This is a genomic window from Mycobacterium sp. ZZG, from assembly GCF_054786995.1.
The window spans coordinates 14,975-37,130 of the sequence record NZ_JBTBFV010000046.1 but is presented as its reverse complement, the minus strand read 5'-3'; the positions used below and the strand labels follow the sequence as shown (position 1 = coordinate 37,130).

Here is a 22,156-nt window from a genome sequence, read left to right as displayed (position 1 = left end):
GGCGCTGCGGAAAAGCTATACAGATAGCCATACAGTTGGCACTACGATTAGTATCTTGTACAACTTAGCAAGGAAAGGCCGTCGAGGGAACAGTGCCGGCACCGCGTATTCGCCAGCCACGGGTCGCAGAACTCGTGGCGTCCCGGCTGCGTGACGACATCCTGACCGGGCGGCTCAAGGCGGGCGACGTGCTGCCCTCACAGGAGGCCCTGTTCGCCGAATTCGGGGTCAGTCCGCCCGCCGTGCGGGAGGCCGTCCACATCCTGGAGTCCGACGGTCTGATCTCGGTGCGGCGCGGCAACGTCGGCGGGGCGGTCGTGCACCTGCCCTCGGCTGAGCGCACCGCACAGATGATCGGCATGGTGTTGCAGACCCGCTCGGCCACCCCGACCGACGTCAGCGAGGCGCTGCTGCATCTGGAACCGATCTGTGCCGGGATGTGCGCGGCGCGTGAGGACCGTCTGACCGAGGTGGTTCCTCACCTGCAGGCGGCGATCGACGCGCAGGTCGAGCATTTCGATCACTCGTCTCGTTATGTGCCCAACGCTCGCCGGTTTCACGAAGCGGTCGTGGCGCGGTGCGGCAACGAGTCGATGATCCTGCTCATCGGGTCGCTGGAGGTCATCTGGTCAGCGCACGAGTCCTCGGTGTGGAGCGACGAATGCCACCCCGAGGAACCGATGCGGCCGAAGATCATGCGCGCGGCATTGCGCGATCATCAGCGGATCGTCGAGGCGATCGTCGACGGAAACTCCTCACGCGCAGTGCGATTGGCGCAGGATCACCTCGCCGCCGCCCGCCGCAACACCCTGGCCGTCGGCTCGGACAGAACCATCGAAGCGAAGCTGATCGCCAATCACGACCGTTGACACCCCACGACGACAGGATTCACCATGACGAGCACCGATGACGGCCGCGTGCTGTTCGAGGTCGATCGCGACAAGCGCATTGCCACCATCACGCTGAACAACCCGAAGCGGCGCAACTCCTACGACGCCTCGATGCGGAACTTGCTCGCACGCTACCTCGACGACGTCGCCGAGGACGACGACATCACCGTGGTGTTGCTGCGCGGGGCCGACGGCGTGTTCAGCACCGGCGCCGATATGAACAACGCGTACGGCTGGTATGGCGGGTCGGGGCGCGACCAGGGCGCTCCTGAGGCCAGGCGGCCCAGTCAGCGTCGGCGGCTGACAGTGGACCGCAAGTCCTTCGGCTTTTACCACAACCTGATGGGCTTCCCGAAGGTCACCGTCGGGCAGATCAGCGGGTACGCGCTGGGCGGTGGGTTCGAGATGGCGTTGATGACCGACATCTCGGTGATCGCCCGCGACACCAGGATCGGCATGCCGGCCACCCGATTCCTCGGGCCCGCGCTGGGTAGCTTGCACATGTTTTTCCACCGGCTGGGCCCGGTGCTGGCCCGGCGGCTGCTGCTGACCGGTGACGTCATCTCGGCCGGGGATGTCGAGCACCTGGGCGTGTTCACCGACACCTGTGACGCTGCCGCGGTGCCGGCCAGGGCGCGGTACTGGGCCGAGAAGGCCGCGAAAATGCCGGCCGACGGTGTGGTGATCGCCAAGGAGGCGTTCCGGCTCGTCGAGCAGAGTCAGGCCTATCAGGGCGAAGAGGTCGCGAGCTACCTGTTCCACGCATACGGGACGAACCTGCAGTTCGCCGAGGGTGAGTTCAACTTCGTCAAGACGCGTGCGCAGCACGGGACGAGAGAGGCCTTCCGGCTGCGTGACGAGCATTTCCACGTCCCGGAGCCCGAGCTATACCCCGACTCCCACGCCGAGTGATCTGGCTCACCTTCTGTCGACACTACATTATCTGTTAGTTTTGTAACGTCTGTCTGTCACGAAACCGAGGTCGAAGAGCATGCCAACACCCGTCATCGTCGGTGCTGCCCGGACGGCCATCGGCCGCTCGTTCAAGGGCACACTGGTCAACACCCCGCCCGAAACCCTGATCACCACGGTGCTGCCCGAGGTCATCCGCCGCTCCGGCGTCGACCCCGCCGACATCGACGACATCATCTTCGCTGAATCCCATTACGGTGGTGGCGATCTCGCACGCTACGCCGCCGATGCCGCCGGACTGCAGCATGTGCCCGGTCAATCGGTGAATCGGCACTGCGCCGGCAGCCTCACCGCGATCGGCAACGCGTCTGCCCAGATCGGCTCCGGCATGGAGCGGGTGCTGATCGCCGGTGGCGTGCAGTCGCTGTCGATGACCCCGCTGGTGAACTGGCGCATCCCCGGCCCCGAGCTGAAGTTCGAGGAGCGGTGGATGCCGCCCACGCACGTCGAGACGCCGGACGCGCCGACCAGGGACATGTCCATCACCGTCGGCTGGAACACCGCGCAGGCCGCGGGCATCACCCGCGAGGAGATGGACGCATGGGCCGCCCGGTCCCACCAGCGTGCCGTCGCCGCGATCGACGCCGGCAAGTTCGTCGACGAGATCGTGCCGCTCAAGGTCGAGCAGTTCGACGGTTCGGTCATCGACTTCAGCGTCGACGAGCACCCGCGTCGCGACACCACCGTGGAGAAGCTGGCGGGCTTGAAGGTGCTGCACCCCGAGATCGACGGCTTCTCGATCACCGCGGGCAACAGCAGCGGCACCAACGACGCCGCCGCGGGCGTGGCCCTCGTCGAGGCCGACTACGCCGCTGCGAACGGCCTCGACGTGATGGCCAAGGTCAGGGCGTGGGGTGCGGTGGGCGTGGCGCCGCGCGACACCGGCCTGGGCGGAGTCAAGGTCATCGGCAGGGTGCTCGACCGGGCCGGGCTGAAGCCGTCCGACGTCGCCCTTTGGGAGATCAACGAGGCGTTCGCGTCCGTCCCGATCGCGGCCTGCAAGGAGTACGGCATCGACGAGGAACTCGTGAACTTCTCGGGCAGCGGCTGCAGCCTCGGGCATCCCATCGCCGCCTCCGGCGCCCGTATGGTCACGACGCTGGTCTACGAACTGCAGCGCCGCGGCGGCGGCATCGGTGTCGCCGCGATGTGCGCCGGCGGCGGCCAGGGTGGCGGCGTCGTCATCGAGGTCTAACACCTTCGGCGAAATCGCATTCCATGCGGGTCAGGTCGCGTAACGACCGCGTGGAATGCGATTTCGGCGCGAAGGGAGATCAACGCTTACGGGCGGGGGCTTTCGCGGTTTTGCGTGCGGGCCTGACGTTCTGCTCGATGAGGCGGTCGGCGTGATCGAGGATGCATTGCAGGCCGAACTCGAAGTTGCGGTCGTCTGATCCACTCAGGTGGTGACCCTTCTGCGTGACTGCGGCCAGCAGTGGGGCGGACTCCGGGTCGATCGCCATGGTGTCGTCGATGTCGCCGTGGCCGTCCTCGCCGGCGAGGTTCTTCTCGCGCAGACGCTGCAGCACCACCGATCCGCGCACGTGGACAGACATCGCGGAGTAGGTGTCGAAGGCGTCTTCGGGGGACAGGCCCGCTTCGACCAGGCTGCTGATCGCCTTCTCCACCTCCTGCACACCCACTTTCGCCGCACGCGGGCTCAACGCCGAACGGATCAGAATCAGGTCGCACAGGATCGGGTTGCCGTTGAACGTGTGGCGCATCGACCGGGCATGGTTGGCCAGCGTCTCGCGCCAGTCCTTGGCCTCGACATACGGAGTGGCGAACGCGTACTGACGCAACGCGCGATCGGTCATCGCGTTGAGCAGATCGTCCTTCTTGCGGAAGTACCAGTAGATGCTGGTGACGCCCACGCCGAGATGCTTGCCCAGCAGCGGCATGCTCAGGTTGTCGATGCCGACCTGTTCGGCGAGTTCGAAAGCGCCCTTGATGATGTCGTCGGGATTGATGGACCCGCGCTCACGCCGTTGCCGCTTCTCCGCGGTCGCCTGCTTCGCCACTGGGGCACCTCCATCGTCTCGATGCTGCGTCCGCAGCGCCGTCGGGCGGGGCGGCCGGTCGGGAATCCACCGGCATAGGTACGCTGGCCTGCGTCTTTGCGGTCAGCTCGCTGCGTCGTCGTCTGCGCGACCTTACCGGTGGGTTCCGACCGGAACCCACGTCGCGGTTCCGACCATTTACTGTAAGTCCTATAGTAAGCTTTTCCAGCGATACGCGACGACATCCCACTCGAAAAGTGAAGGGCGACACGTGGCTGACGAGGTTCTTCTGGAACGCAGGGACCGGGTTCTGATCATCACCATCAACCGCCCGGAGGCGCGCAACGCCTTCAACCTCGCGGTGGCCCAAGGCCTGGCCGACGCGATGGACGAGCTGGACGGCACCCCTGAGCTGTCGGTGGCGATCATCACCGGCGCGGGCGGCAACTTCTGCGCCGGGATGGATCTGAAGGCGTTCATGGCCGGCGAGGTGCCCGCCATCGAAGGTCGCGGGATCGGGTTCACCGAGCGTCCGCCGCGCAAGCCGGTGATCTCCGCGGTCGAGGGCTACGCGCTGGCCGGTGGCACCGAGATCGTGTTGGCCACCGATCTGATCGTGGCTGCCAAGAACGCGAAGTTCGGCATTCCCGAGGTCAAGCGCGGGCTGGTGGCCGCGGGCGGCGGCCTGCTGCGGCTGCAGAAGCGAATCCCGTATCAGAAAGCGCTCGAACTCGCGCTGACCGGCGACAGCTTCACCGCCGAGGAGGCTTCGCAGTGGGGCTTCGTCAACGTGTTGACCGAACCGGGCGGGGCGCTCGACGGCGCACTGGCGCTGGCCGAACGGATCACCGCCAACGGTCCGCTGGCGGTCGCGGCGACCAAGGAGGTCATCGTGAAGTCGGCAGACTGGACCGAGGCCGACATGTGGAAGAAGCAGGGCGAGATCGCCTTCCCGGTCTTCTCGTCCAAGGACGCGATGGAAGGCGCGACGGCATTCGCCGAGAAACGCAAGCCGAACTGGACGGGCACCTGAGCGGGTCGGTTCGGCTGGACGGGAACGTCTGAATGGACCTGGGCCTGCGCGACGCCACCGCGGTCGTCGTCGGCGGTCACCGCGGTATGGGCCTGGCCGCTGCGCAGTGCTTCGCCGACGACGGCGCGCGCGTCGCGCTGATCGGCCGTTCCCGCGACGCGCTGGACGACGCGGCCGCGCAGTTGCGGGGCCGGGGCAGTCCGGATTCCGTGGGGGTGGTGGCTGACACCACCGACGACACCGCCGTTCAGCGTGCGTTCGCCGCACTGGGTGAGCGGTGGAACGGCGAGCTCAACATCCTGGTCAACGCCGTCGGCCCCGATGTGCGCGGAACGTTCGACGAATTGACCGACGCCGACTGGAGCCGGGCCGTCGACGCGGGTGCGATGGGCATGGTGAGGTGCGTGCGCGCCGCCTTGCCGCTGCTGCGGGCGGCGGAGTGGGCGCGCATCGTGAACTTCTCGGCGCACTCGACGCAGCGCCAGAGTGTGATCCTGCCGGCGTACACCGCCGCGAAGGCGATGGTCACCAGCGTCTCGAAAAACCTTTCGCTTCTGCTGGCACCGGACGAGATCATGGTCAACGTCGTCTCGCCCGGCAGTATCGCGTCCGAGGCGTTGCTCGGCTGGGCCGACTCCGTGGGCGTCGACGGCAGCGACCCGTATGCGCTGATGGCCGCGATCGATGAGTATTTCGGCCACCCCGCGCATCTGCCCCGTGCCGGCCTGCCGACCGAGATCGGGCCTGTTGTCGCGTTTTTGGCGTCGCGGCGGAACTCGTACATGACCGGCGCCAACATCAACGTCGACGGCGGTAGCGACTTCACCTGATCGGGGGGATCCGGACGTCGCCGGGAGTTGAGGCCGGATCAGCTTGCGGAGTTGGCGCAGAAGCGGATTCGCGTCGCTTACCAGAACCTCGGGCGGACAGGCGAATAGCCGCCCGAGCGGTTGTAGAAGCCACTACCGATAGGTGTACAGTATGAGCATCTGTCGAGCTGAGGAGGTTTGTCGGTGAGCGCTGTCGATCGCGCCGCACAGCCGGCTGCCGCCGCCGAAGATCCGGTGCTGTACGAGGTGGGCGACAGCGGCGTCGCGGTGCTGACGCTGAACCGGCCGGAACGGATGAACTCCTGGGGCGGGGGCCTGGCGCGCGCGTTCTACCGGTGCATCGACCGTGCCGAGGCTGACCCCGACGTCCGCGTCATCGTCCTCACCGGAAACGGTCGGGCGTTCTGCGCCGGCGCCGACATGGGGGACCTGGACTCGATCAGCGAAGCCGGCCGCGGCGAGCGAGGCGAAGGGGAGGCGGGACCGGTCGACACCGACGTGTCCCAGCTGGTCGGTGAACGCCATCCGCACTTCGTCACCCAGTTGCGCAAACCCTTGATCGCGGCGATCAACGGCGCCTGCGCCGGCATCGGCTTCACCCAGGCGCTGATGTGTGACATCCGCTTCGCCGCGGCGGGCGCGAAGTTCACCACCGCGTTCTCCCGCCGCGGCCTGATCGCCGAGTACGGGATCTCATGGATCCTGCCGCGGATCGTCGGCTGGGGCGCCGCGACCGACCTGCTGCTGTCCGGACGCACGTTCTACGCCGAGGAGGCCAAAGAACTCGGACTGGTCACCGACGTCGTCGCCCCCGAAGCCTTGATGACGCACACCCTGGCCTACGCCGAGGACATGGCCCGCCATTGCGCGCCCAGTTCACTCGCGGTGATCAAGCGGCAGATCTTTGGGGACGCTGTGCGAAACCTGCACGATGCGAGTGCGGATGCGGAGAAACTGATGCACGAGTCGATGCTCCGTCCCGACTTCATCGAGGGCATCACCGCCTTCTTCGAGAAGAGACCGCCCAGCTTCCCACCGCTCAAGGAGGAGACGCCATGACTGCAGAGCACGACGCGTTGCCACCCCAGCATCCGAAGGTACAACCACTGGATTACCGGGCGATCGACGTCGACAACCACTACTACGAGCCGATCGACTCGTTCACCCGGCACCTGCCCAAGGAGTTCCGCAGCCGCGGGGTGCAGATGCTCAGCGACGGCAAGCGCACCTACGCGGTGTTCGGCGGGGTGATCAATCACTTCATCCCGAACCCCACCTTCGACCCGATCATCGAACCGGGCTGCCTGGATCTGCTGTTCCGGGGTGAGATCCCCGAGGGCGTCGACCCCGCCTCGCTGATGAAGGTCGATCGACTCGCCGACCACCCCGAGTACCAGAACCGTGACGCCCGGGTGACGATCCTCGACAAGCAGAACCTCGAGACGGCGTTCATGCTGCCGACGTTCGCGTGCGGCGTCGAGGAAGGTCTCAAGCACGACATCCCGGCCACCATGGCGTCGGTCCACGCGTTCAACCTGTGGCTCGACGAGGACTGGGGATTCGACCGGCCGGACCATCGCATCCTCGCCGCGCCGATCATCTCGCTGGCCGACGTGCCGAAGGCGGTCGAGGAGGTCGAGTTCGTCCTCAGCCGGGGCGCCAAGATCGTGTGCGTGCGGCCTGCGCCGGTGCCCGGTGAAGTCCGGCCCCGCTCGCTCGGCGATCCGGTGCACGACCCGGTGTGGGCGCGGCTGGCCGAAGCGGGCGTCCCGGTGGTCTTCCACCTGTCCGACTCCGGCTACATGGCCATCCCGGCCCTGTGGGGCGGCAGTGGGGTGTTCAAAGGCTTCGGCAAGCGCGATCCGCTCGACATGGTGATCATGGACGATCGCGCCATCCACGACACCATCGCCGCAATGATCGTCCACCAGGTGTTCACCCGGCACCCCAAGCTCAAGGTGGCCAGCATCGAGAACGGCTCCTACTTCGTGTACCGGCTGATCAAGCGGCTCAAGAAGTCCGCGAACAATGCGCCGCACCACTACAAGGAGGACCCGCTCGAGCAGCTGCGGAACAACGTCTGGATCGCGCCGTACTACGAGGACGACGTCAAACTGCTCGCCGACACCATCGGGGTGGACAAGATCCTGTTCGGGTCGGACTGGCCGCACGGGGAGGGGTTGGCCGATCCCACGTCGTTCACCGCTGACATTCCGCAGTTCCCCGAGTTCAGCCACGAGGACACCCGCAAGGTGATGCGCGACAACGCTCTCACCCTCGTCGGCGCACACATCACCACCACCTGACGATGCCCCGGACGCGAGGAGTGTGACGGTGTCCGAGTGGACGATCGGCAGTGTCGTCGACGCCATCGCCGACGCGATACCCGACCGGTTGATGACGGTCTGCGGTGACCGCCGGAGCACGTACGCGCAGACGGCCGAGCGCACCCGTCGGCTCGCGAACTTCCTGAGCGCCAACGGGATCGGCGCGCACCAGGAGCGCGACGCGCTCGACGGCTGGGAGTGCGGCCAGGACCGCGTCGCGCTGATCATGCACAACGACCAGTACCCGGACATGGTGATCGGCGCGCTGAAGGCGCGTGCGGTACCTGTGAACGTCAACTTCATCTACACGCCGCGCGAGGTCGACGAACTGCTGGCGTATCTGCGGCCCCGGGCGGTCGTCGTCCACCGCTCGCTCGGCGCGAAGTTCGCCGACGTGCTGCCCCGCGACGGCGTGGACGTGATCATCTCGATCGACGACGGCTCTGACGCGCCTGCGCTGACCGGTGCGGTGAACCTGGGCGACGCGCTCGTCGCGGGCGAGGCGGACCAGCCGATCACGCCGTCGCCCGACGACGTGATGATGATCTGCACCGGCGGGACCACCGGCCGGCCCAAAGGCGTGATGTGGCGCCAATCCGACACCTACGTGGTATCCATGAACGGCGCCGACCACGAATCGGTCGACGAGATCCATGCCAAGGTGCAGCACGCCGGACCGCCCTGGTTCGCGGTGTCGCCGCTGATGCACGCCGCCGGGATGTGGACCGCGTTCGCGGCACTGCTCAACGGCCAGACCGTGATCCTGTACGACAAACCGACACTCGATGCGGCCGCGGTGCTGGCCACCGCCGAACGCGAGAAGGTCGGCCTGATGACCATGGTCGGCGACGCGTACGCCGGACCGCTGATCGCCGAGCTGCGGTGTCGCCCCTATGATCTGTCGTCGCTGTTCGCGATCGGCACCGGAGGCGCGGCAACCAACCAGCGTCACCAGGACGCGCTGCTTGAGCTGCTTCCGCAGATCACGTTGATCAACGGCTACGGGTCGTCGGAGACCGGGAACATGGCCTTCGGGCGCAGCCTGCGCGATGACCGCAAGGACACCTTCGAACGGCGCGACGGTGTGGTCCTGCTGTCCGAAGACCGCACCAGGTTCTTGCAGCCTGGCGACGGCGAGATCGGCTGGGTGGCGCGGGAGGGCCGGATTCCGCTGGGCTACTTCGACGATGCCGACGCGACCGCGCGGACGTTCCCGTCGGTCGACGGTCGGCGTGTGGTGATCTCCGGGGACCGGGCTTCGCTGGAGGCCGACGGCACCATCCGGCTGTACGGGCGTGACTCGCTGGTCATCAACACCGGCGGCGAGAAGGTTTTCGTCGAAGAGGTCGAGGAAGTGCTGCGCGCACACACCGGCGTCGCCGACGCGCTGGTGATCGGTCGCGACAGCGAGCGCTGGGGTCAGGAGATCGTCGCGCTGATCCAGAAGCATCCAGGCGCGGTGGTGGAGCCCGAGGCGCTGCGGCAGGCGTGCCACTCGTCGCTGGCCCGCTACAAGGCGCCCAAGGAATTCCTCTTTGTCGACACTGTGCGCCGGTTGGGCAACGGAAAGGCCGACTATCGATGGGCGAAAAGCCAGGTGACACAGCAGGACACGCTGGCGGGTCAGCCGTGACCCCGAAGGTCAACCGCGTCATTGATGCGCTGGTCAACGTGCACTTCGGTGAGACAGCCAAGCAACCCGAGTTCATGCTCAAGGTCCGCGACGACTACTTCAAGGGTCCGCATTCCCTATACGACCAAGTCGAGTTGCCGGCGCTGCTCGACGAGATGGCCGAGCACGGTGTCGAGAAGGCCATCCTGATGGACAACCTCGCCAAGCCCTCTGTCACCGCCCGCAAGTTCGTCGAGGAACGCCCGGACAAGTTCGCCCTCGCCGTCGGCGGCGTGAATCTGCTGCGCCCGATACCCTCGCTACGTGAGCTCACAGCGGTCGTCGCCGACCTGCCGGTGGCGTATGCCGTTGTCGGACCCAGCTTCTGGGGTGACGGCATGTACCCGCCCAGTGATGCGGTCTACTATCCGCTCTACACCAAGTGCGCCGAACTCGGGCTGCCGCTGTGCATCAACACCGGGCTGCCGGGACCGCCGATTCCCGGCGAGGTGCAGAACCCGATCCACCTCGACCGAGTCTGTGTGCGCTTCCCAGAGTTGAAGCTGTGCATGATCCACGGTGCGGACCCGTGGTGGGACGTCGCGATCCGGTTGTTGATCAAGTACGCCAACTTACGCATCATGACCTCGGCATGGTCACCGAAACGTCTGCCCGACAGCCTGATTCACTTCATGCGCACCCGCGGCAAGAACAAGGTGATCTTCGCCTCGGACTGGCCGGTGCTGCGGCAGAGCCGCGTCGTCCCCGAGGCGCTCGCGCTCGACCTGCCCCCCGATGTCCTGGACAACTATCTCTACAACAACGCCAACGACTTCTTCTTCGGCCCCGCAGAACAGGAGACCTGACCGTGGACCGGTACGAACTGCGCAGGCTGGACTACAGCCTGTCCGAGGACCATCAGGCCCTCCAGGCGGCCTATAGAGACTTCTTCGCCACCCGCTGCACCATCGAGACGGTGCGCGCCGCCGAGGAGTCCGGCTTCGACAAGAGCCTGTGGGAGCGGTTGTGCGCCATGGGGGCCACGACGATGGCGCTTCAGGAGTCCGTGGGCGGTGACGGGGCCACGCTGGTGGACCTGACGCTGGTCGCCGAGGAGGTCGGGCGCTCACTGGCGCCGGTGCCGTGGATCGACCACGTCGTGGCGGCCCGGCTGCTGGCCCGTCTCGGCGGTGTCGACGTCGAGATCGTCGACGGCCGGCAGATCGTCGCACTGGATCCGCAGCAGGACAACGGCTCCGGGGTCAGGTTGATCCCGGCGGGCTCCGTCGCCGACCACGTCGTGGTCCGCGACGGGGACGACGTCGTGCTCTGCGGGTTCTCGACCCGTCCGGCCCGGGTCGACAACATCGGCAAGCTGCCGATGGCGTGGGTGGATCCCGCCGGTGCCGACAGCCGCACGGTGCTGGGCAGCGGGCCGGAGGCGCTGGCCGAATACCGACGCGCGCTGGATGAATGGCGCCTGTTGACCGGTGCGGCACTGGTCGGACTTGTCGAGGAGACCATGACCATCGCTGCGGAGTTCTCCAAGACGCGCTACACGCTCGGTGTGCCGATCTCGACGCTGCAGGCGATCTCGCATCCGCTGGCGAACATCGCGATCACCGTGCAGGGTGGCCGCAACCTGGCTCGCCGCGCGGCCTGGTTCCTCGACAACGAGCCCGACGAACGCCGGGAACTGGCGCCGTCGGTGTTCGTGTTCATGGCCGAGGAGGCTGCCAAGGCTGCCACGATGGCCGTCCACGTCCAGGGCGGTCTCGGGGTTTCCGCCGAGGCTGCCGCGACGGCGTACCTGGTTCGGGCCAGGGGGTGGGCGGTTGCCGGCGGCGATCCGGGTGCCACCGCCAAGTACATCGCCGGCATCGTGGCCGAGCGCGAGGGACGGAGCTGAACAGTGGATTTCTCACGGGTGGAGCTCTCGGACGACGAGCAGAAGTTCCAGGACGAGGTCCGGTCCTTCCTGAGCGAGATCGTCACCGAGGAGGTGATCCGCCGGGACCGGGAGACCGGCGACAACTTCGATGAGGGTGTGCACCTCGCGCTCGGCGCGGCGGGTTACCTCGATCGTGACTGGAACCCGGCCACCGAGCGGCCGTTCACACGGGTGCAGCGACGGATCTGGGAACTGGAGAAACGCCGCGCCCAAGTGCCCTGGGTGACGTCCGGGACCACCGCGATGATCACCAAGTCGGTGGAGAAGTTCGGCTCACCTGAGCTCAAAGACGAAGTGCTGCCGCGTGTCTACAGTGGGCACGTGCGGTTGTGCCTGGGCTACACCGAGCCCGAGGGTGGCTCGGATGTCGCGACGTGTAAGACCCGGGCGGTGCGCGACGGGGACCAGTGGATCATTAATGGATCGAAGATGTTCACCACCGGCGCCCACAATTGCCAGTACGTCTTCCTGATCACCAACACCGATCCGGGCGCGCCGAAACATAAGAGTCTCACCATGTTTCTGGTGCCGCTGGATACCCCGGGGATCGAGATCCAAGGTATCCGCACCGTCGACGGCGACCGCACCAACATCGTCTACTACAGCGACGTCCGAATCGACGACCGGTACCGGCTGGGCGAGGTCAACGGCGGGTGGGCGGTGGTGCGCGAGCCGCTCAACGCCGAGCACGGTGACGTCGCCGCCGCGGACGACGGTCTGGCCGACGTGTCGATCATGATGCACCAGGCCATGTTCATGGCCGCTGCGGTCGATAAGACCGCACAGAAGTCGACGGTCCCTGACCCCAACGGCCGAAGGCTGATCGACGACGGCGCCGTCGCCTACCGACTGGGCCGCAGCGTGGCCCGGCTCGAGGCTTCCCTGTCGGCGCCGTCGATCTTCGGCCGGGTCGCGCTGGCGCAGACCATGCGCGACATCTCACCGGACCTGATGGACGTCATGGGCGCCGCCTCGGCGTTGCCGGTGGGCACCGATGGCGCCGCCGACGACGGGGCGTCCGAGTACATCTACCGGTTCGCGCCGCTGGTCGGGATCTACGGCGGCACCCTGGAGGTGTTCCGCAACATGATCGCGCAGTACGTGCTGGGCCTGGGCAAGCCGAACTACTCACCGCCGCGCACAGCGTCCTGAATCTCGCCGAAATTGCATTCCAGCAGGGGTTTACTCGATATTTCGCTGCTGGAATGCAATTTCGCGGAAGTCTTAAGTAGTGAGGATCGTCGCGCCCGCGGTGCCCGGCGCTCCGTACAACTGTGCGAAACCGACCTTCGGCTCGCCGCGGATCTGCCGGTCACCGGCCTGCCCGCGCAACTGCCGGACGATTTCGTGCACCTGCCGCAGCCCGGATGCGCCGATCGGCTCACCATTGGCCAGCAGCCCGCCGTCGGTGTTGACCGGCATCGCCCCGCCGATCTCGGTGGCACCGTCGCTGATCAGCTTCTCCTGGTCGCCGTCGGCGCAGAAGCCGGCCTCGGCCATGTGGATGATCTCGGCGCCGGCGTCGGTGTCCTGCAACTGGATCACGTCCACGTCGGACGGTTCGATACCCGCTTTCTCGAACGCCGCGCGGGAGGCGTAGACGGTGGGCGCGACATCCTCGTCGACCGGTGCGAACGTCGTATTCACCTCGTAGGCACCGTATTTGCGGGTACGGACCTCCACTGCGCGCACGAAGATCGGCTTGTCGGTGTACCGGTGCGCGAGGTCGGCCCGGCACATGACCACCGCGGCGGCGCCTTCGTCGGGGGAGCAGAACATGTACTGCGTCAGCGGGTAGTTCAGCATCGGCGAGTCCAGGATCACGTCCTCGTCCATCGGCTTACGCCGGAACGCGTTGGGATTGAGCGCGCCGTTGCGCAGGTTCTTGTTGACCACCTTCGCCAGCGTGCGATGGCTGATGCCGTGCTCGTGCAGGTAGCGGTTGGCCTTCATGCCGAAGAACTGCGTGGTCAGGTACTGGCCGTTCTCGGCGTACCAGCTGGGCATGCCGACCAGGCCGGGATCTTCGGTGAACGCGCCGCGCGGATGCTTGTCCAGCCCCACTGCGATGCCGATATCGTAGTCGCCCAAGCGGATTCCGTCGGCGCAGGCCTTGGTGGCGCTTGCGGCCGTCGCGCAGGCGTTGAACACGTTGGTGAACGGGATGCCGGACAGTCCGACCATGCCGACGATGGCATCCGGGTTGGCGACCGTCCAGCTGCCACCAACGCCGAACTGGATGTCGTTCCAGGACACACCCGCATCCGCGACGGCGGCGGTGATCGCATCGACCCCCATCTGCATGGCGGTCTTTCCCTCGAACCGGCCGAACGGGTGCAGTCCGACCCCGATGATCGCGACGTCGTGCATGGTGTGAGAGTCCTTTCCGCGGTGTCGGTTACGGCCTACTGGCGCCGGCGGACCAGCTGTGCCTGTTGGATGGCCGCCACCGGTCCGGTTTCGTCGAACAACATCCCGCGCGACACCCCGACGCCGTCGTCGCCGTAGTGGTTCTCCGAGCGGACCCCGATCCACGGGCCCGCCGGCAGCCGGTGGAGGTGCACGGCGAGGTCGGTGTTGAGAAAGGTGTACCGGCCGGTGTCGAGCCGGCTGCCCATGCCGTTGGCGATATCGGCGACGGAGAACAAACGCTGAGCGGGAGTCATCTCCTCGCCGGCGACGAGGTCGACCAGCGGGCACGCCCAGCACTCGGCCCGCGCGCTGTTGAGAATGTCGTTGAGCCAGCGCCAGTCCAGGCTCTGGATGTAAGTCCGCTCAGCGCCGTCGTCGGGAAGGCGGCGCCGGCCCTCGCCGACCGGTCGCATCGGTTTGGCGGGGGAGTCCGGCAGCGGCCCGGCCTCCGATCGCTGGAACCGCCACGCCGATGCGGTCGCGACCGGCCTGGGTGTCCCGTCCGGCCCGTCCGCGAGCATCTCGGCGCCGACCAACTCGATCTTGCGGCCGGGACGTTCGACGGCGGCGCGCACCCACAGGTCGCCGGCGACCGGTACCGGGCCCAGCAGATCGACCACGACGCGGCTCAGACGCATGTCGTCGCGCGGGGCGCAGCGCTCGGCCGCCCGGACCAGCAGTGCCGACACCGGTGCGGCGTTCTGCATGTCGGATCCCCACGTGCTTATGACGTGGTCGGATGCCGCGAACTTCTCTCCGCGGGCGTCGTCGGAGTCGACGAGGTCGTAATAGGCGTCGGTCACGTCCCGTCCTGTCTTGCACACGGCGGCCACCAGCAGGATAGGATGACTTTTACCGAAAGCACAACTGGATGGCTTACAGGACGCGGCCATGGCCGGCGTGGAGGCACAGCATGACTCCGGCGGGGAGAGAGGGTCGCGGCCAAGATGATCATCTCGATCGACCCGTGGAACACCACGTGATGCGCAGCCTGGTCAGCGGTGACAGTTTCGATGTGCCGCAGGACTTCTCGGTCTACTTCCGGTCGATGCGATCGCCCGAACGCTGGGGTGGCCGGAGAAGTACCGGCAGCAGGTCAGGCTGTCGACGAGGCGCTGCACCGTGAGCCGGACCAGATCGACATGTCGGAGTCCGGCACGCAGGCGATGGCCGAAACGGTGACGAAGCTGGTGGGCAGTGCGGCGCTGACATTCGCGCGCCATCTCGTTCAGTGGCAGCAGCTGCCGCGCTACGAAGTCGTGGGTGAACGTTCGGGTGCGGATCCTGCGGTGAAACTCAGCGTGGGTCGATGAGCTCGCGGAAGCGTTCGGCCGGGAAGACCGTCGCACCCGCCGCGCGAACCCGCTCGGACAATGCGCGATCCGATGTGGCGACCCGGATCTGCTCCGGATGCGGGTCGTCGCGAACCATCCGGGCGATCTCGTCGTCGGCGGAGTTCGGTGCGGGTGACGGTGCGCTCCTCACCGCGACCACCGTGGACTCGATGGGCGGGGACGGGGGACGTTCGAACACCACCGTCACCTCGGCGTCGTCATCGGCCGCCCACCGATCGAGGGACTCCACAAGGTTGGCCATCGCGCGGTGCCGGTCGCGCCACCAGCCGTCGGGGCGCGAACCGATGACGTTCATGCCATCGACAATCCAGCGCATTGTGCTCAGACTAGCGAATATCAGCACGGGAAGGCGATCGGATGTCCGAGGTGGTCCAGAAGAGCACGTTCTGCCGGATCTGCGAGCCGCTGTGCGGCATGATCGCCACCGTCGAGGACGGCACGCTGACCGCGCTGCGCCCGGACAAGGAGCATCCGTTGTCGGCCGGTTTCGCCTGCCAGAAGGGCATCGCGTTCACCGGGGTCGTCAATGACCCTGATCGGGTGACCACGCCGATGCGGCGCACACCCGCCGGATTCGTGCCGGTGGGGTGGGAGGAAGCGCTCACCGACATCACCGCAAGGCTGTCGACGGTGCTGCATGACCGGGGTCCTGGCGCCGTCGGCTGGTACATGGGCAATCCGGGCGCGTTCAGCTATTCGCACGTGCTCTCGATACTTGCCTTCATCAAGGGCCTGGGTGCGAGCACCCACTTCTACACAGCGTCCTCGCAGGACACCAACAGCCGGCTGATGGCCAGTCAGCTGCTCTACGGCACCCCGACCTCGGTACCCATTCCGGACCTGACCCGCACCGACCTCCTCGTCGTGATGGGCGCCAATCCGGTGGTTTCCCACGGGAGTTTCCTGACCGCGCCGCGCATCAAGGACCGGATGCACGACATCGTCCGGCGGGGCGGCCGCGTCGTGGTGATCGATCCCCGCAAGACCGAGACCGCGGCCCAGTTCGAGTGGTGCGGCATCGTGCCCGACACCGACGCGTTGCTGTTGCTGTCGCTGCTGCACGTGATGTTCGCCGAGGAACTTGCGCACACGTGCGAAATCACCACCCGCGCAGACGGTCTCGACTGGCTGGGGGACCAGGTGACGCCGTTTGAGCCCGAGGCCACCGCGGCCCGCACCGGGATCGACCCCGAGGTGGTGCGCGGGCTGGCCCGTGACCTCGCGACGACCCCACGCGCAGCCGTCTACGGGCGACTGGGGACCTGTGTCGGCCGGCACGGCACCCTGACGTCCTACCTGATCGACGTCGTCAACCTCGTCGCAGGCAACTTCGACGTCCCGGGCGGTTCGGTCATCAGCGGAATGGGTCTGCCGGGACAGCGGTGGGTGAACGTCGGCATGGGCGCACTCTTGCGGCGGACCTACCGGCGCCGGCGTTCTCGCATCGGCGGCTTCCGGGCAGTCATCGGCTCCGAGCCGGCGGCGCTGATGGCCAAGGAGATGACCACCCCGGGCGAGCGCCAGATCCGGGCGATGTTCATCAGTGCGGGCAACCCGGTGTTGTCGGTGCCCAACGGTGATGAACTCGCCGCGGCTCTGGACTCGTCGGAACTAGCTGTCGCATTGGACTTCTACCTGACCGAGACCTCGGCTCACTGCGATTACGTCCTTCCGGTGACGACCATGTACGAACGCGACGACTTTCCGCTGACCTTCCAGCCGTTCCAGGCCACACCGTTTCGTCAGGCCACCGAAGCGGTGATCGCGCCTGTGGGCCAGGCCCGGCAGGAGTGGGAGATCGTCGGCGAGCTGATACACCGGTTGTCGGGGCAGTCACGCGTCTTCGCGGCCCTGATCGGGGCGGGACGCGTGTCGAAGCGGCTCGGGGTGCCGTTCACACCGCGGCGGCTCGCCGACGGGATCATCCGTCTCTGTGCGGGCGGTGACCGCTTCGGACTGCGCCGTGGCGGGCTGACCTTCGCCCGGCTGACGCGCGACCACCCGCACGGGACGGTCCTCTTGCCGCATCTGAGAACCGGGGTGCTCAAGGAAACGGTCTCCTACCTGAACGGCCGGATCCACCTGCCTCACAGCGACATCGAACGTGAGATCGCCATGCTGGCCGTGCCGAACGCGCCGGCGGACTACCCGCTGCGGATGATCGGGATGCGCGAGCCGCGTTCGGAGAATTCGTGGATGCACAACGCCCCGCTGCTGATGCGTGGCGACCGCAGCCCGCACGGGCTGATGAACGCCGACGACGCCGCCGAGCTCTCGATCGGCGATGGCAGCGAGGTCCAGGTGAGCTCACCGTACGGCCGGATCACCGTGCCCGTCACGCTGACCGAGGACATCGTGGCCGGGGTGATCGCGCTGCCGCACGGCTGGGGGCACAACGGATCCGGCGGATGGCAGCTCGCGAATCGGGCCGGCGGCCCCAACGTCAACCAGTTGACCTCCAGCGAGCCCGGTGACGTGGAATCGCTGTCCGGAATGGCGTGGCTGACCGGCGTACCGGTCCGTGTCGAACCTGTGTGACATTCCGGCGCGAGGTTGGGCTAGGCGATGGCGCCGCTGTCCTTCAGGGCCTCGATGCGGTCCCAGTCCAGCCCGAGCTCCATCAGCACGATCTCGGTGTGCTCTGAGGCCTGCGGCGCCCGGGTGGTCTGCAGCGGCTCGTGGTTGAACTGCACCGGGCCGCGCACCACCTTGAACGGCGTGCCACCGTCGCTCGCCTCCACCTCGACGACCATGTCGTTGGCCAGGGCCTGCTCGTCGGTGCCCAGGTCGACCAGACTCTGGAAAGGCGCCCACTGACCCTTCATGGTCTTCAGGTGCTCGCGCCAGTACTCGAACGGCCTGCTGCGGATCGACTCGGCGATGCGCCGGGCCGCTTCCTCGGAGTTCTCGATCAACGGCATGACGTCGTTGAACCGCGGATCGTCGGCCAGTTCCGGCAGGCCGAGATGCTCGAAGGCGTCGCGGATGTAGCCGGTCGGGCTCACGATGCACAGGTTGATGGTGCCGCCGTCGGAAGTCAGGTAGTTCGCCATGAACGGGTTGACCGAGCCGACCGAATCGGGCATCAGCGAGCGCATCGTCTCACCGGTCTCCATGCCCTGCGTCACGCTGGCTCCCGCCGCCCACCACGCGGTGCTCAGCAGCGACACGTCGAGTTCGACGGCCTCGCCGGTGCGTTCGCGGTGGAACAACGCCGCCGAGATCCCGCCGGCGATGTTCATCCCGCCTATCGAGTCGCCGAACGCCGGAATCCCCTGTGAGAGCGCGCCGCCGATCTCCTCGGGGGTCAGTGCGTGCCCAACACCGCTGCGCGTCCAGAACGCGGTGCCGTCGAAGCCGCCGGTGTCGCGCTCGGGCCCCTTGTCGCCGTAGGCGCTGCCTCGGGCGTAGATGATGTTGGGGTTGACCGCGCGGATGTGCTCGATGTCGAACTTGTTCTTCTGGCGCTGGACCGGCATGTAGTTGGTCAGGAACACGTCGGCGGTCTTGGCGATCTCGTAGAGAACCTCCTGGCCGCCGGGCGTGGACACGTCGATGCCGACGCTGCGCTTGCCGCGGTTGGGATGCTCGATCAGCGGGTGACGATTCGGGTCGAGCGCGAACCCGCCCATGTTGATGAAGCCGCGCTGGGTGTCACCGCGTACGGGGTGCTCGACCTTGATGACGTCGGCGCCCCAATCGGCGAGGATCGCGCCCGCCGCCGGGACGAACGTGAACTGCGCAACCTCGAGGACGCGGACGCCCTCCATCACCTTGATCACGTGGATTCCCCTTCTGGACGACGGTGTCGAACGGCGCTTGTCGGGGAGTCTAGCGGAGGGTCAATACTGTAATGTTTACCGTTGAGCATCCGAGAATGGCGGCCCCGGAGGTGTCCGATTGAGCGACGCGGTGACCGAAACAATCGACGGTACCGACACCAGTGTCGACTGGGGCCGGCGTGCTGCGCGGCGGGCCGAGCGACGGATGCTGATCGACGGCGAGTTGGTCGGCGCCGAGTCCGGCGCGCAGTTCGACAACCGCAGTCCGGCCACCGGTGCCGTGCTCGGCGTGACCGCGGCGGCCGGCGAGCGGGACATGCTACGCGCCGTCGCCGCGGCACGCACCGCCTTCGACACCACCGACTGGTCGACGAACCGGGAGTTGCGCAAACGGTGCCTGGCTCAGCTGCAGGACGCGATCGAGTCCGAAAAAGACGATCTGCGAACCGAACTCGTGGCCGAAGTGGGTTGCCCGGTGATGACGACCGAATCCGCCCAGCTGGACTGGCCGCTGGCCGAGTCGCTGCGCTACCCGGCTTCGCTGGTCGACGCGTTCGAGTGGGAGCGACTGCTCGACGGCGGCGGACTGTTCGGCGAGCGCAACATCCGCACGGTGGTCAAGGAGCCCGTCGGCGTGGTCGCCGCGATCACCCCGTCGAACTTCCCGATCGAGGTCATCCTCAACAAGCTCGGGCCCGCGCTGGCCGCCGGCAACACCGTCGTCCTCAAGCCCGATCCGAACACCCCGTGGAACGCCACCCGGCTGGGCCGGCTCATCGCCGAGAACACCGACATCCCGGCCGGGGTGGTCAACGTCGTGCCCACGCCGTTCAATGAGGTCGCCGGTCTGCTCGGGACCGACCCGCGCGTAGACCTGGTGTCGTTCACCGGATCCACCGCCGTCGGCAAGCTGCTGATGCGCCAGGGCGCCGACACGATGAAACGGATGCTCCTTGAGCTCGGTGGGAAGTCGGCGGCCATCGTCCTCGACGACGCCAACCCCGCGGTGATCGTCCCCACCGCGATGGGAGTCTGCGTCCACGCCGGGCAAGCCTGCGCCGCGACCAGTCGGATGCTCATCCATCGGTCGCTGTACGACCAGGCCGTCGCCGACATCACCGCCGCGTACGCGGCCATGCCGGTGGGGGATCCGGTCGACCCCGGCACCCTGGTGGGCCCAGTGATCAGCGCCGCGCAGAGGGACCGCGTGCTCGCCGCGATCGACGGGGCGCGCGCCGCAGGCGCCGAGATCACCGTGGGCGGCGGTCCCGTCGAGGGGCTGCCGGAGCATCTCGCCGACGGTCACTACGTCGCGCCGACCGTGGTGGTCGGTGTCGGCAACAGCGCCGCGATCGCGCAGCAGGAGGTGTTCGGCCCGGTCCTGGTGCTGCTGCCGTTCGACGATGACGACGACGCCGTGCGCCTCGCCAACGACAGCGCCTTCGGGTTGGCCGGTGCGGTGATGTCGCGGTCGGCCGAGCGTGGGATGAGCATCGCCCGCCGGGTCCGGACCGGATCCTTGGGCGTAAACGGCGGAATGTTCTACGGCGCCGACGCCCCGTTCGGCGGCTACAAGAGCAGCGGCATTGGAAGACAGTGCGGGGTCGAAGGATTCCAGCAGTACCTGGAGACCAAGACGATCGCCCGGCGCGAGCGCAGGCGCAGCTGATCACCACCTCGCGACCAGGAATGCTATTCCGCGACGGTACGGTGCTTTGGCGTGGATTCTGACGCTGGTAGGCGGGGCTACTGCGTGGCGGGCGTGAACGTGACCGGCAGCGCGGTCGGGGAGCGGAACGGCTGGCCGTGGATGTGCGGGTCGTCGTCGGTGATCAGCTGGATTTCCGACAGCCGGCTCAACAGGGTTTCCACGGCCACGCGGGTCTCCATCCTGGCCAGGTGCAAGCCCATGCAGGTGTGCTCACCGGCGGCGAAGGAGAGGTGCGGGGTCCGGGGGCGAAAGATGTCGAACTCCTCGGCGCGCTCCCAGCGGGCCTCGTCGCGGTTGGCCGACCCGATGCACACATCGATCACCGAGCCGGCCGGGATCTCGACGCCGTCAACCTCGGTGTCCTCGTTGGCGAAACGCTGCACGGTCGTCAGCGGGGTCTCGAAGCGCAGCCCCTCCTCGATGGCCGCGCCGATCAGCGAATGGTCGGCGTTGACGGCCTCGAACTGCTCGCGATGGGTCAGCAACAGGTAGAGCAGGTTGCCCGACGAACGGAAGGTGGTCTCCAGGCCCGCCGGCAGCAGCAGGCGCAGGAAGGAGTAGATCGCCTCGTCGGTGAGGCGTTCGCCGTCGATCTCGGCCGACACCAGAGCGCCGATGATGTCATCGGTCGGCGCGGCTCTGCGCTTGTCGATCTGGGCGAGGAAGTAGTCCCTGAGCGCTGTCGACGCCTCGAACGCACGCTTGTACTTGATGGTGTAGCTGATCAGTTCCACGGCGCGCTTACGGAACCACGGCAGGTCCTCACCGGGTAGGCCGAGCAGCCGCGAGATCACCCGGGTGGGGAGCTCCAGGGTGAAATCGCGCACCAGGTCTGCTTGCCCCCGGTCGACGATCTCGTCGATCAGACCGTTGACGACCGGCCGCACGATCTCCGGTTCCCACCGGCACAGCGATCGCGTCTTGAACGCGGCGGACACCAGATTGCGGTGCTGCCAATGGGTTTTGCCCTCCATGGCCAGAATGGTGGGGCCGATGAACAGTCCGATCGTGGAATCGTAGATCCGTGAATTGAACACCTTGCCGTCCCGGAACACCCGATTGACGGCGTCGAAGGAGACCGCGGCGTACAGGTTTTCGGGTCGTAGAGAGTCAGGGGTCTTCGACCAGTCCATCACCGACCCGCGGAACACCCCGCCGTCGGCACGTCGGCGCGCGAACATCGGGTAGGGGTCGCGCAGATCTATGGGCTCGCCCTTCGCGAGGTCCTGCGCCGGAGTATCCACGCCAATACTGTAACGCTTACAGTATCGACGTGTACAG

General features: G+C 67.1%; 20 protein-coding genes. 14 read left to right on the top strand and 6 right to left on the bottom strand.

Annotated features, from left to right (window positions below; genetic code table 11):
- The first annotated feature begins 92 nt into the window (after positions 1–92).
- The 3 genes from ACXMYJ_RS21620 to ACXMYJ_RS21610 all read left to right on the top strand — a co-directional run bounded on the left by ACXMYJ_RS21620 (position 93) and on the right by ACXMYJ_RS21610 (position 3,057).
- A complete protein-coding gene (locus tag ACXMYJ_RS21620) occupies positions 93–869 on the top strand; it encodes a FadR/GntR family transcriptional regulator (RefSeq protein ID WP_460358818.1) in 777 nt (258 codons plus the stop codon).
- Positions 870–893: 24 nt separating this feature from the next.
- The gene (locus tag ACXMYJ_RS21615) at positions 894–1,802 is read left to right on the top strand and encodes an enoyl-CoA hydratase/isomerase family protein (RefSeq protein ID WP_460358817.1); all 909 of its coding nucleotides are present in this window, start codon (positions 894–896) and stop codon (positions 1,800–1,802) included.
- A 79-nt stretch (positions 1,803–1,881) separates the two neighbouring features.
- Positions 1,882–3,057 carry a thiolase family protein gene (locus ACXMYJ_RS21610; RefSeq protein WP_443188771.1) on the top strand — a complete coding sequence of 392 codons (1,176 nt, stop codon included), beginning with the start codon at positions 1,882–1,884 and terminating at the stop codon, positions 3,055–3,057.
- Between the two features lie 79 nt (positions 3,058–3,136).
- Here ACXMYJ_RS21610 and ACXMYJ_RS21605 read toward each other — a convergent pair whose 3' ends face one another.
- Positions 3,137–3,883 carry a TetR/AcrR family transcriptional regulator gene (locus ACXMYJ_RS21605; protein WP_460358815.1) on the bottom strand — a complete coding sequence of 249 codons (747 nt, stop codon included), beginning with the start codon at positions 3,881–3,883 and terminating at the stop codon, positions 3,137–3,139.
- Between the two features lie 250 nt (positions 3,884–4,133).
- Between ACXMYJ_RS21605 and ACXMYJ_RS21600 the strand changes: the two genes are divergently transcribed.
- The 8 genes from ACXMYJ_RS21600 (at position 4,134) to ACXMYJ_RS21565 (ending at position 12,767) form a co-directional block, all read left to right on the top strand.
- On the top strand, positions 4,134–4,895 hold the full coding sequence (locus tag ACXMYJ_RS21600; RefSeq protein ID WP_460358813.1) for a crotonase/enoyl-CoA hydratase family protein: 762 nt from the start codon (positions 4,134–4,136) through the stop codon (positions 4,893–4,895).
- A 32-nt stretch (positions 4,896–4,927) separates the two neighbouring features.
- A complete protein-coding gene (locus tag ACXMYJ_RS21595; protein ID WP_260751256.1) occupies positions 4,928–5,725 on the top strand; it encodes an SDR family NAD(P)-dependent oxidoreductase in 798 nt (265 codons plus the stop codon).
- A 183-nt stretch (positions 5,726–5,908) separates the two neighbouring features.
- Positions 5,909–6,784, top strand: a complete 876-nt coding sequence (locus ACXMYJ_RS21590) for an enoyl-CoA hydratase (RefSeq protein WP_460358812.1) — start codon at positions 5,909–5,911, stop codon at positions 6,782–6,784.
- Positions 6,781–8,031 carry an amidohydrolase family protein gene (locus ACXMYJ_RS21585; RefSeq protein WP_260751258.1) on the top strand — a complete coding sequence of 417 codons (1,251 nt, stop codon included), beginning with the start codon at positions 6,781–6,783 and terminating at the stop codon, positions 8,029–8,031. The genes ACXMYJ_RS21590 and ACXMYJ_RS21585 overlap by 4 nt, the downstream gene beginning before the upstream one ends.
- Positions 8,032–8,059: 28 nt before the next feature.
- On the top strand, positions 8,060–9,685 hold the full coding sequence (locus tag ACXMYJ_RS21580; protein ID WP_260751259.1) for an acyl-CoA synthetase: 1,626 nt from the start codon (positions 8,060–8,062) through the stop codon (positions 9,683–9,685).
- Positions 9,686–9,759: 74 nt separating this feature from the next.
- Entirely contained in the window at positions 9,760–10,530 is a 771-nt protein-coding gene (locus ACXMYJ_RS21575) for an amidohydrolase family protein (protein WP_460358826.1), read from the top strand.
- A gap of 2 nt (positions 10,531–10,532) precedes the next feature.
- Positions 10,533–11,573, top strand: a complete 1,041-nt coding sequence (locus ACXMYJ_RS21570) for an acyl-CoA dehydrogenase family protein (protein WP_460358811.1) — start codon at positions 10,533–10,535, stop codon at positions 11,571–11,573.
- A gap of 3 nt (positions 11,574–11,576) precedes the next feature.
- The gene (locus ACXMYJ_RS21565) at positions 11,577–12,767 is read left to right on the top strand and encodes an acyl-CoA dehydrogenase family protein (RefSeq protein WP_260751262.1); all 1,191 of its coding nucleotides are present in this window, start codon (positions 11,577–11,579) and stop codon (positions 12,765–12,767) included.
- A 72-nt stretch (positions 12,768–12,839) separates the two neighbouring features.
- On the opposite strand, the gene ACXMYJ_RS21560 is transcribed toward ACXMYJ_RS21565, so the two are convergent.
- Both ACXMYJ_RS21560 and ACXMYJ_RS21555 read right to left on the bottom strand, forming a co-directional pair.
- Entirely contained in the window at positions 12,840–13,985 is a 1,146-nt protein-coding gene (locus ACXMYJ_RS21560; protein WP_460358810.1) for a thiolase family protein, read from the bottom strand.
- 35 nt (positions 13,986–14,020) lie between these two features.
- Positions 14,021–14,830, bottom strand: coding sequence for a thioesterase family protein (locus ACXMYJ_RS21555; protein WP_460358809.1), 810 nt, complete (start codon positions 14,828–14,830; stop codon positions 14,021–14,023).
- 267 nt (positions 14,831–15,097) lie between these two features.
- On the opposite strand from ACXMYJ_RS21555, the gene ACXMYJ_RS21550 reads away from it, so the two are divergent.
- Positions 15,098–15,340: a hypothetical protein gene (locus ACXMYJ_RS21550; RefSeq protein ID WP_460358808.1), complete on the top strand. Its 243-nt coding sequence runs from the start codon at positions 15,098–15,100 to the stop codon at positions 15,338–15,340.
- Here ACXMYJ_RS21550 and ACXMYJ_RS21545 read toward each other — a convergent pair.
- Positions 15,324–15,698 carry an NYN domain-containing protein gene (locus tag ACXMYJ_RS21545; protein ID WP_460358807.1) on the bottom strand — a complete coding sequence of 125 codons (375 nt, stop codon included), beginning with the start codon at positions 15,696–15,698 and terminating at the stop codon, positions 15,324–15,326. The two genes, ACXMYJ_RS21550 and ACXMYJ_RS21545, sit on opposite strands and share 17 nt — an antisense overlap.
- 41 nt (positions 15,699–15,739) lie before the next feature.
- Here ACXMYJ_RS21545 and ACXMYJ_RS21540 point away from each other — a divergent pair, with 41 nt between their 5' ends.
- The gene (locus ACXMYJ_RS21540) at positions 15,740–17,920 is read left to right on the top strand and encodes a molybdopterin-containing oxidoreductase family protein (RefSeq protein ID WP_460358806.1); all 2,181 of its coding nucleotides are present in this window, start codon (positions 15,740–15,742) and stop codon (positions 17,918–17,920) included.
- A 20-nt stretch (positions 17,921–17,940) separates the two neighbouring features.
- On the opposite strand, the gene ACXMYJ_RS21535 is transcribed toward ACXMYJ_RS21540, so the two are convergent.
- Positions 17,941–19,152 carry a CaiB/BaiF CoA transferase family protein gene (locus ACXMYJ_RS21535; protein ID WP_460358824.1) on the bottom strand — a complete coding sequence of 404 codons (1,212 nt, stop codon included), beginning with the start codon at positions 19,150–19,152 and terminating at the stop codon, positions 17,941–17,943.
- Positions 19,153–19,369: 217 nt separating this feature from the next.
- Here ACXMYJ_RS21535 and ACXMYJ_RS21530 point away from each other — a divergent pair, with 217 nt between their 5' ends.
- On the top strand, positions 19,370–20,833 hold the full coding sequence (locus ACXMYJ_RS21530) for an aldehyde dehydrogenase family protein (RefSeq protein ID WP_460358822.1): 1,464 nt from the start codon (positions 19,370–19,372) through the stop codon (positions 20,831–20,833).
- Between the two features lie 77 nt (positions 20,834–20,910).
- On the opposite strand, the gene ACXMYJ_RS21525 is transcribed toward ACXMYJ_RS21530, so the two are convergent.
- Entirely contained in the window at positions 20,911–22,119 is a 1,209-nt protein-coding gene (locus ACXMYJ_RS21525; protein WP_460358805.1) for a cytochrome P450, read from the bottom strand.
- Positions 22,120–22,156: the final 37 nt, after the last annotated feature.

Coding starts and splice junctions, on each gene's coding strand:
- ACXMYJ_RS21615 (WP_460358817.1), top strand. CDS start 894: ATGACGAGCACCGATGACGGCCGCGTGCTGTTCGAGGTCGATCGCGAC.
- ACXMYJ_RS21610 (WP_443188771.1), top strand. CDS start 1,882: ATGCCAACACCCGTCATCGTCGGTGCTGCCCGGACGGCCATCGGCCGC.
- ACXMYJ_RS21595 (WP_260751256.1), top strand. CDS start 4,928: ATGGACCTGGGCCTGCGCGACGCCACCGCGGTCGTCGTCGGCGGTCAC.
- ACXMYJ_RS21585 (WP_260751258.1), top strand. CDS start 6,781: ATGACTGCAGAGCACGACGCGTTGCCACCCCAGCATCCGAAGGTACAA.
- ACXMYJ_RS21575 (WP_460358826.1), top strand. CDS start 9,760: ATGCTCAAGGTCCGCGACGACTACTTCAAGGGTCCGCATTCCCTATAC.
- ACXMYJ_RS21560 (WP_460358810.1), bottom strand. CDS start 13,985: ATGCACGACGTCGCGATCATCGGGGTCGGACTGCACCCGTTCGGCCGG.
- ACXMYJ_RS21545 (WP_460358807.1), bottom strand. CDS start 15,698: ATGCGCTGGATTGTCGATGGCATGAACGTCATCGGTTCGCGCCCCGAC.
- ACXMYJ_RS21540 (WP_460358806.1), top strand. CDS start 15,740: ATGTCCGAGGTGGTCCAGAAGAGCACGTTCTGCCGGATCTGCGAGCCG.
- ACXMYJ_RS21535 (WP_460358824.1), bottom strand. CDS start 19,152: ATGGAGGGCGTCCGCGTCCTCGAGGTTGCGCAGTTCACGTTCGTCCCG.
- ACXMYJ_RS21530 (WP_460358822.1), top strand. CDS start 19,370: ATGCTGATCGACGGCGAGTTGGTCGGCGCCGAGTCCGGCGCGCAGTTC.